Here is a 7,188-nt window from a genome sequence, read left to right as displayed (position 1 = left end):
GCGCCGGCGTTGCGCAGCAGCTGCTTCATCAGCGCGTCGGCGACGCCCATCCCGCGCGTCGACATCTGCTGCGCGAGCTGCTGGTCGAGCATCGACGTGTACATCTTCGACGTATGCGAATCGAACAGGCCGCCGTCCGGCGACGCGTCGCGCATGCTCTTGAGCATCATCTGCGTGAACATCGCGTCGAACTGGCCCGCGACCGCCTTCGCGCCGGCCTGCGGCGACTGCCTCGCCTGCGCGCGCAGCGCATCGAAACCCTGCACGTCGAGCGCGAAGCGCTGCGTGAGGTCGTTCGCGTTCGGAAGGTTCGCTGCCATTTAGATGACCTCCAGGTCGGCGCGCAACGCGCCGGCCGCCTTCATCGCCTGCAGGATCGACATCAGGTCCGCCGGCGTCGCGCCGAGCGTGTTCAGCGCCTTCACGACGTCGGCGAGGTTCGCGCCGGCCGTCACCATCTTCAGCGCGCCGTTGTCCTGCTTCAGCTGGATCTGCGACTGCTGCGCCACCACGGTCTGCCCGTTCGAGAACGGCCCCGGCTGCGACACGACCGGCTGCGTATTGACGACGACCGACAGGTTGCCGTGCGCGACCGCGCAGCTCTGCAGCGTGACCATCTGGTTCATCACGATCGAGCCGGTGCGCGCGTTCAGGATCACCTTCGCCGCGGCCTTGTCCGGGCTCACGTCGAGGTTCTGCAGCCGCGCCATGAACGCGACCTGCTGCGCCGAATCGGCCGGCGCCGCGAGCTGGATCGTGCGGCCGTCGAGCGCCGTCGCGGTGCCCGGGCCGAAGCTCGAGTTGACCGCGGACACGATCCGCTGCGCGGTGCCGTAGTCCATGTCGTTCAGCTGCAGCTGCAGCACGCCGTTCATCTGCGCGATCGCGTTCGGCACCGCGCGTTCGACGATCGCGCCGCCGACGATCCGGCCGGCCGCGAGCTGGTTCACCTGCACGCGGCTGCCGTTCGCGCTGGCGCCCGCGCCGCCGACCGCCATGTTGCCCTGCGCGAGCGCGTACACCTGCCCGTCCGCGCCCTTCAGCGGCGTGAGCAGCAGCGTGCCGCCGCGCAGGCTCTTCGCGTTGCCGAGCGACGATACCGTCACGTCGAGCGCCTCGCCCGGCCGCGCGAACGGCGGCAGCGTGGCCGTCACCATCACGGCCGCGACGTTCTTCAGCTGCATGTTGTTCAGCGACGACGGGCCGCCGTTCGCCGAACCGTTGTTGATCGAGATGCCGAGGTTCGCGAGCATGTTCGCGAGCGTCTGCGTCGTGAACGGCGTCTGCATCGTCTGGTCGCCCGTGCCGTCGAGGCCGACGACGAGGCCATAGCCGATCAGCGGGTTGTCGCGCACGCCCTGGATCTGCGCGAGGTCCTTCAGGCGTTCCGCCTGCGCGGGCGCCGCGCCGAACACGCAGGCCGCGGCCACGGCCGCGAACGCGACGGCGAGCCGCGCGGCGGCTTGCACGCGGGCCGACAGGCGGCGGATCGGGGTCGTCTGCATCGTCATCACCACGGCGCGATGTTGAGGAAGAAGCGCTGCAGCCAGCCCATCGTCTCGGCTTCGTTGATGTAGCCCTTCGACGAGTATTCGATCTTCGCGTCGGCGACCTGCGTCGAGTAGACGGAGTTCGCGCCCGAGATCGTGTTCGGGTTGACGACGCCCGAGAAGCGCACGAATTCGTTACCCTGGTTGATCAGCATCTGCTTCTCGCCGCTGACCACGAGGTTGCCGTTCGGCAGCACGTTGGTGACGGTCACCGTGATCGTGCCGTTGAACGTGTTCGCCGCGCTCGCGCCACCGGTCGCCGCGAACTTGTTGGCGCCGGTGGCCGACAGGTTCGCCTTCGCGAACAGCCCGCCGAGGAAGCCGGCCGTCGGCACGTTGAAGTCGGTGTTGCCCTGCCGGTTCGTGTTCGCGCCCGACGACTTGGTCGCGTTGATGTTCTCCGCGATCATGATCGTCAGGATGTCGCCGACGTTGCGCGGCCGCTGGTCCTCGAAGAGCGGCCGCCCCGCGTAGCCCGGGTTGTAGATCGAGCCGGGCGCCTGCATCGACATCGGCATCGGCGGCTGCGCCGTCATCGGCTGCTGGATGATCGGATCGCGCGGAATCTGCGCGCAACCGGCGAGCGCCGCCACCGCGACCGCGCAGGCTGCGCGGACGGGGGCTGACGGGAGGAGGCGGACCTGCTTCATGGCGACGGCGGGACTTTCCGGTTAGCTCTTCATCTGCGTGACGGTCTGCAACATCTGGTCGGACGTCGTCACGGCCTTGCTGTTGATCTCGTAGGCACGCTGCGTCTGGATCATGTTGACGAGTTCCTGCACGACGTTCACGTTCGACGCCTCGACGTAGCCCTGGTTGAGCACGCCCGCGCCGTTCAGCCCCGGCTGCGACACGTTCGGCGCGCCCGACGACGTCGTTTCCGCGAACAGGTTCTCGCCCTTCGCCTCGAGGCCGGTCGGGTTGATGAAGGTCGCGATCTGCAGCGAGCCGATCTGTACCGCGTTGCTCGAGCCCGGCTGCGTGACCGACACGACACCGTCCTTGCCGATCGTCAGCGACTGCGCGTTCTGCGGCACGGTGATCGCCGGCAGCACCTGGTAGCCGCTCGACGTGACGAGCTGGCCCTGCGCGTTGGTCTGGAACGAGCCGTCGCGCGTGTACGCGTTGGTGCCGTCCGGCATCAGCACCTGGAAGAAGCCCGCGCCGTTGATCGCGACGTCCTTCGAGTTGCCGGTCTGCGTGAGGCCGCCCTGCGTGTACAGGCGCTCGGTCGCGACCTGCTGCACGCCGGTGCCGAGTTGCAGGCCCGACGGCAGCTCGGTCTGCTGCGTCGAATTCGCGCCGGGCTGGCGAATGGTCTGGTACAGCAGATCCTCGAATACCGCGCGCGACGCCTTGAAGCCGTTCGTGCTGGTGTTCGCGAGGTTGTTCGAAATCACGTCCATCTGCGCCTGCTGCGCATTCATGCCGGTGGCGGCGATGTAGAGCGAACGGTTCACTTGTCGATTCTCCTGCGTGGGCTGGCGCGGGCGCTCAGCTGAAGTTGAGCAGCTGGTTCGCCGACTGCTCGTTCTGGTCGGCCGTCTGGATCAGCTTCGACTGAAGCTGGAACGCGCGCGCGTTGTCGATCATCGCGACCATCGCGGTCACCGGGTTGACGTTGCTGCCTTCGAGCGAATTCGGCGTGACGACCACGTTCGGGTCGGCGTCGGCCGGATTGCCGTCGGCGGTGCGGAACAGCCCGTCGTTGCCGCGCGTGAGCGTGGCCGGATCGGGATTGACGAGCTTCATCTGGTCGACGATCGCGACGGCCGTCGGCGGATCGCCCGGCATCAGCGCGGACACCGTGCCGTCCTTGCCGATCGTCACTTCCGCGTTCGGCGGCACCGAGATCGGGCCGCCGTTGCCGATCACCGGCAGGTTGCTCGCGTTGACGAGCTGGCCGTTCTCGTCGACGTGCAGGTTGCCGGCGCGCGTGTACGCCTCGCTGCCGTCGGCCACCTGCACCGACAACCAGCCGGCGCCTTGCACGGCGACGTCGAGCGGGTTGCCGGTGCGCGTGATCGGGCCCGGTGCGTAATCCGCGCCGGGCGTCGATGCGAGCACGTAGGTGCGCGTCGTCGTCGGGTCGACGTTGCTGCCGTCGCCGAAATTCATCGGCACCGCGCGATACGTCGCGAGCTGCGCGCGAAAGCCCGTCGTCGACGCGTTCGCGAGGTTGTTCGCGACGATCGCCTGCTGGTCGAGCGACTGCGACGCGCCCGTCATCGCCGTGTAGATCAGTCGGTCCATGGCTGCCGGTTATCCGCGCTTACAGGTTGATGAGCGTCTGGTCGACGGTCTGCTGCGTCTTGATCGTCTGCGCGTTGGCCTGGTAGTTGCGCTGCGCGGTGATCAGGTTGACGAGCTGCGACGTGAGGTCGACGTTCGAGTTTTCGAGCGCGCTGCCCTGCAGCGTGCCGTGGTTCGTGCTGCCCGGCGCGGAGATCTGCGGCACGCCCGATGCGGAGGTTTCCGCATACTGGTTGCCGCCGAGGTTCACCAGCCCGTTCGGGTTGTTGAAGTTCGCGAGCGCGATCTGGCCGAGCACGGCGGTCTGGCCGTTCGAGTAGTTGCCGGTCAGCTTGCCGTCGGCGCCGATCGAGTAGGTCGTCAGCGTGCCGCTCGCATAGCCGTTCTGCGCGAGGTTGTTCACGCCGTCCTTGCCGCCGTACTGCGTGGTGCCGGTCAGGTCGAGCGTGAGGCTTTGCGGCGTCGCCGAGCCGTCGGTGTTCGGCACGGTGAACTGGAACTGGCCGAGCGACGTGGTCGGCGTCGGCGGCGTGCCCGTCGTCGTGCTCTTGATCGCGCCCGACGTATCGAACGTGACCGTGCCGAGGTCGGTCGCCGTCGCGGCGCCCTGCACGCCCGCGTACGCTTCCCACGTCCCGGCCGACGACTTCACGAAGTACATGTTGACCGCCTGCGAACCGCCGAGCGAGTCGTACACCTGGATCGACGTCGAGTAGTTGTACGTCGTGTTGTCGGTCGGGTCGAACGGCGTCTTGGTCGGCGTCTTGTCCTGCGAGTTCAAGTTGAACTGGCCGGTGATCTTGGTCGTCGCGGTCGGTGCGATGTTGGTCGTCGGCGCCTGCAGCGCCACGGTCTGCGCGGTGTTGATCACGCCGCCCGCGTTGGCCGCGTAGCCCATCAGGTTGCGGCCCTGCGAGTCGACGATGAAGCCGTTCTTGTCGCGCTGGAACGTGCCGTCGCGCGAGTACGTCGTCACGCCGTTGTTCGACATCTGGAAGAAGCCGTTGCCGTTGATCGCGACGTCGAGCGACGAGTTCGTCGTATTGATCGTGCCCTGGCCGAACTGCTGCTGCACGGCATTCAGCGACGTGCCGATGCCGATCTGCGTGTTGACCGACGTCGCGACCGAGTTCGCGTACATGTCGGCGAACTGCGCGGTGCTCGACTTGAAGCCGACCGTGTTCGCGTTCGCGATGTTGTTGCCGATCACGTCGAGTGCGTTCGAGGCACCGGCGAGGCCGCTCAGACCCTGTTGATAACCCATTTCGATCTCCGTTTCGTGAAAGCTCGATCAGTTGGTGGTGGTGTCGCCGGCCGTGGACGACGTCTTGACGTTCGGGAAGATCGACGCGACCTGGGTGAGCCCGACCGTCGTACCGTTCGACAGCACCAGCCCCGCGGTGCCGTCCGCCTGCTTGATCACGCTCTGCACCGTGGCGGCCGCCAGCACGGTCGGCGCGTAGTTCTTGCCGTCGGTGCCCGTGTACTGCGCGCTGACCGTGTACGCGCCGTCCGGCAGCGCGTTGCCGGCCGCGTCGGTCGGCGTCCAGTTGAACGGCACGGTGCCGGCCGACTGCTTGCCCGCGTTGATCGTGTTGACGACGACGCCCGCGCTGTTCTTCACGGTGATCGTCAGGTTCGACACGTCGCTCGTGAGCGACACGCCGAACGGCGACGCCGCGCCGCTCTTCACCGCGACCGAATTGCCCGGCGCGAGCACGTTCGTGCCGATCAGCAGCGCGGCCTGCGTCTGCTGGCCGGCCGTGAGCTGCGTCGACAGCGACGTCAGCGACGTGTTCAGCTGCGCGATGCCGCTCACCGTGTTGATCTGCGCGAGCTGCGACGTCATCTGCGAGCTGTCGACCGGGCTCGTCGGATCCTGGTTCTGCAGCTGCGTGACGAGCAGCTTCAGGAACGTCGCCTGCAGGTCGCTCGCCGACGTGCCGTTGGTCGACGACACGTTGTTGGTGTTCATCGTGTCGGTCGGCAGGTTCGACACGTTCGTGCCGTTGCTGCCGATCGTCGTGCTGGAGGAAGTCATCCTGGTTGGCCTTCTGTCGGGTCTGTGAGGTCGGCGGGCGAGCGGCTTACGAGCCGATCGTCAGCGTCTTGAGCATCAGCGTCTTCGCGGTGTTCAGCGTCTCGACGTTGGCCTGGTACGAGCGCGACGCCGAGATCATGTTCACCATCTCCTGCACCGGATCGACGTTCGGCATCTGCACGTAGCCGTTCGCGTCGGCGGCCGGGTTCGCCGGGTCGTAGGTCGACTTCATCGGCGACGGGTCATCCATCACCTTCGTCACGCGCACGCCGCCCACGCCCTGGCCGGACGCGGTGCGCGCGCCGCCGATCGGGTCGGTCGCGAACACGACCTGCTTGGCCTTGTACGGCTTGCCGTCGGGGCCGGTGGCGCTGTCGGCGTTCGCGAGGTTCGACGCGGTGACGTTCAAGCGCTGCGATTGCGCGGACAGCGCCGAACCGGCGACGCCGAAGATGTTCATCAACGAAGGCATGGTGGCTCCTGGTGCGTGTGCTCGGGTACGGTTGCGCTTACGAGTTCGTCGAGATCGCGGCGATCATCGCCTTGATCTGCTGGGTCATCACGGTCATCCCGGTCTCGTAGTGCAGCGCGTTGTTCGCGAACTGCACGCGTTCGACGTCGAGATCGACCGTGTTGCCGTCGAGCGACGGCTGCAGCGGCATCCGGTATTGCGCGCGGCCGTAGTCGTCCGACGGGCCGCCGGTCGGGATCAGCTTCGCGGTGCCGGCCATGTGGCCGGCCGCCGTCGACACCATCGACATGCCGCTCGTCACGCCGGCCGGCTGCGTCATCGGCAACTGCGCGGCGTTGCTCGGCGCCAGGCCGCCGCTCGTCTGCTTCAGCGAGCGCGCGAGCGTCGACGCGAAATCGACGTCGCGGGCCTGGTAGCCGGGCGTGTCGGCGTTCGCGATGTTCGACGACAGCAGTTCCTGCCGGTAGGCGCGCACGTCGAGCGCCTGTCGGCCGAACGCGAATTCCGCATCGAGTTTGTCCAGCATGTGTGCGTCTCTCCGTATGAAGCGCTGCACGCCCCTCGCGCCGGATGGCGACCCGAGAGGCTTTTTTCCATGACAGCGATGGTAGGCGTCGTACGCAACCGGCAATCGGGCGAATAACGCGGCAAAGGCCCCCTCTATTCATCGTTTGCGCGACGGCCCGGCTCCCTAGAATGCAACTCGGATCAACGGATCGAGGACACGGCGATGACGGACAGCGCACTTCGCGGCAGGAACGGGCGGCTCACGCGCGTCCGGCGTGCGTGCGTGCTCGCCGCGGCGCTGTGGATCGCCGCACCGGCCGTGCACGCGGAAGACGGGATGATCGTGATTCCCGGCCGCGGCGAGA

General features: G+C 67.4%; 9 protein-coding genes. All 9 read right to left on the bottom strand.

What is annotated here, in order from left to right; translation table 11 throughout:
• Nucleotides 1-320, bottom strand: a 320-nt coding sequence (locus G3N62_RS33375; protein ID WP_206141454.1) for a rod-binding protein, incomplete at its 3' end; no start/stop codon positions are given.
• Nucleotides 321-1,505, bottom strand: a complete 1,185-nt coding sequence (locus tag G3N62_RS33370; protein ID WP_034190346.1) for a flagellar basal body P-ring protein FlgI — start codon at nt 1,503-1,505, stop codon at nt 321-323. It lies immediately after the preceding gene.
• 5 nt (nt 1,506-1,510) lie between these two features.
• Nucleotides 1,511-2,200: a flagellar basal body L-ring protein FlgH gene (gene flgH / locus G3N62_RS33365; protein WP_034190314.1), complete on the bottom strand. Its 690-nt coding sequence runs from the start codon at nt 2,198-2,200 to the stop codon at nt 1,511-1,513.
• A gap of 21 nt (nt 2,201-2,221) precedes the next feature.
• Nucleotides 2,222-3,010 carry a flagellar basal-body rod protein FlgG gene (gene flgG / locus G3N62_RS33360; protein WP_006477564.1) on the bottom strand — a complete coding sequence of 263 codons (789 nt, stop codon included), beginning with the start codon at nt 3,008-3,010 and terminating at the stop codon, nt 2,222-2,224.
• 34 nt (nt 3,011-3,044) lie between these two features.
• Entirely contained in the window at nt 3,045-3,803 is a 759-nt protein-coding gene (gene flgF, locus G3N62_RS33355) for a flagellar basal-body rod protein FlgF (protein WP_034190313.1), read from the bottom strand.
• A gap of 19 nt (nt 3,804-3,822) precedes the next feature.
• Nucleotides 3,823-5,067, bottom strand: coding sequence for a flagellar hook protein FlgE (gene flgE / locus G3N62_RS33350; protein WP_034190312.1), 1,245 nt, complete (start codon nt 5,065-5,067; stop codon nt 3,823-3,825).
• 27 nt (nt 5,068-5,094) lie between these two features.
• On the bottom strand, nt 5,095-5,844 hold the full coding sequence (locus tag G3N62_RS33345) for a flagellar hook assembly protein FlgD (RefSeq protein ID WP_034190311.1): 750 nt from the start codon (nt 5,842-5,844) through the stop codon (nt 5,095-5,097).
• Between the two features lie 46 nt (nt 5,845-5,890).
• Nucleotides 5,891-6,316, bottom strand: coding sequence for a flagellar basal body rod protein FlgC (flgC, locus tag G3N62_RS33340; protein WP_034190310.1), 426 nt, complete (start codon nt 6,314-6,316; stop codon nt 5,891-5,893).
• Between the two features lie 37 nt (nt 6,317-6,353).
• Nucleotides 6,354-6,842: a flagellar basal body rod protein FlgB gene (flgB, locus tag G3N62_RS33335; RefSeq protein ID WP_034190309.1), complete on the bottom strand. Its 489-nt coding sequence runs from the start codon at nt 6,840-6,842 to the stop codon at nt 6,354-6,356.
• Nucleotides 6,843-7,188 lie beyond the last annotated feature (346 nt).

Origin of the sequence: Burkholderia sp. Tr-20355, assembly GCF_017104685.1 — a bacterium.
Taxonomy (GTDB): Bacteria; Pseudomonadota; Gammaproteobacteria; order Burkholderiales; family Burkholderiaceae; genus Burkholderia; species Burkholderia seminalis.
The sequence above is the reverse complement of the archived record's forward strand: the minus strand, read 5'-3'. Positions and strand labels throughout refer to the sequence as shown.

Coding starts and splice junctions, on each gene's coding strand:
- flgH (WP_034190314.1), bottom strand. CDS start 2,200: ATGAAGCAGGTCCGCCTCCTCCCGTCAGCCCCCGTCCGCGCAGCCTGC.
- G3N62_RS33345 (WP_034190311.1), bottom strand. CDS start 5,844: ATGACTTCCTCCAGCACGACGATCGGCAGCAACGGCACGAACGTGTCG.
- flgE (WP_034190312.1), bottom strand. CDS start 5,067: ATGGGTTATCAACAGGGTCTGAGCGGCCTCGCCGGTGCCTCGAACGCA.
- G3N62_RS33370 (WP_034190346.1), bottom strand. CDS start 1,505: ATGCAGACGACCCCGATCCGCCGCCTGTCGGCCCGCGTGCAAGCCGCC.
- flgC (WP_034190310.1), bottom strand. CDS start 6,316: ATGCCTTCGTTGATGAACATCTTCGGCGTCGCCGGTTCGGCGCTGTCC.
- flgF (WP_034190313.1), bottom strand. CDS start 3,803: ATGGACCGACTGATCTACACGGCGATGACGGGCGCGTCGCAGTCGCTC.
- flgB (WP_034190309.1), bottom strand. CDS start 6,842: ATGCTGGACAAACTCGATGCGGAATTCGCGTTCGGCCGACAGGCGCTC.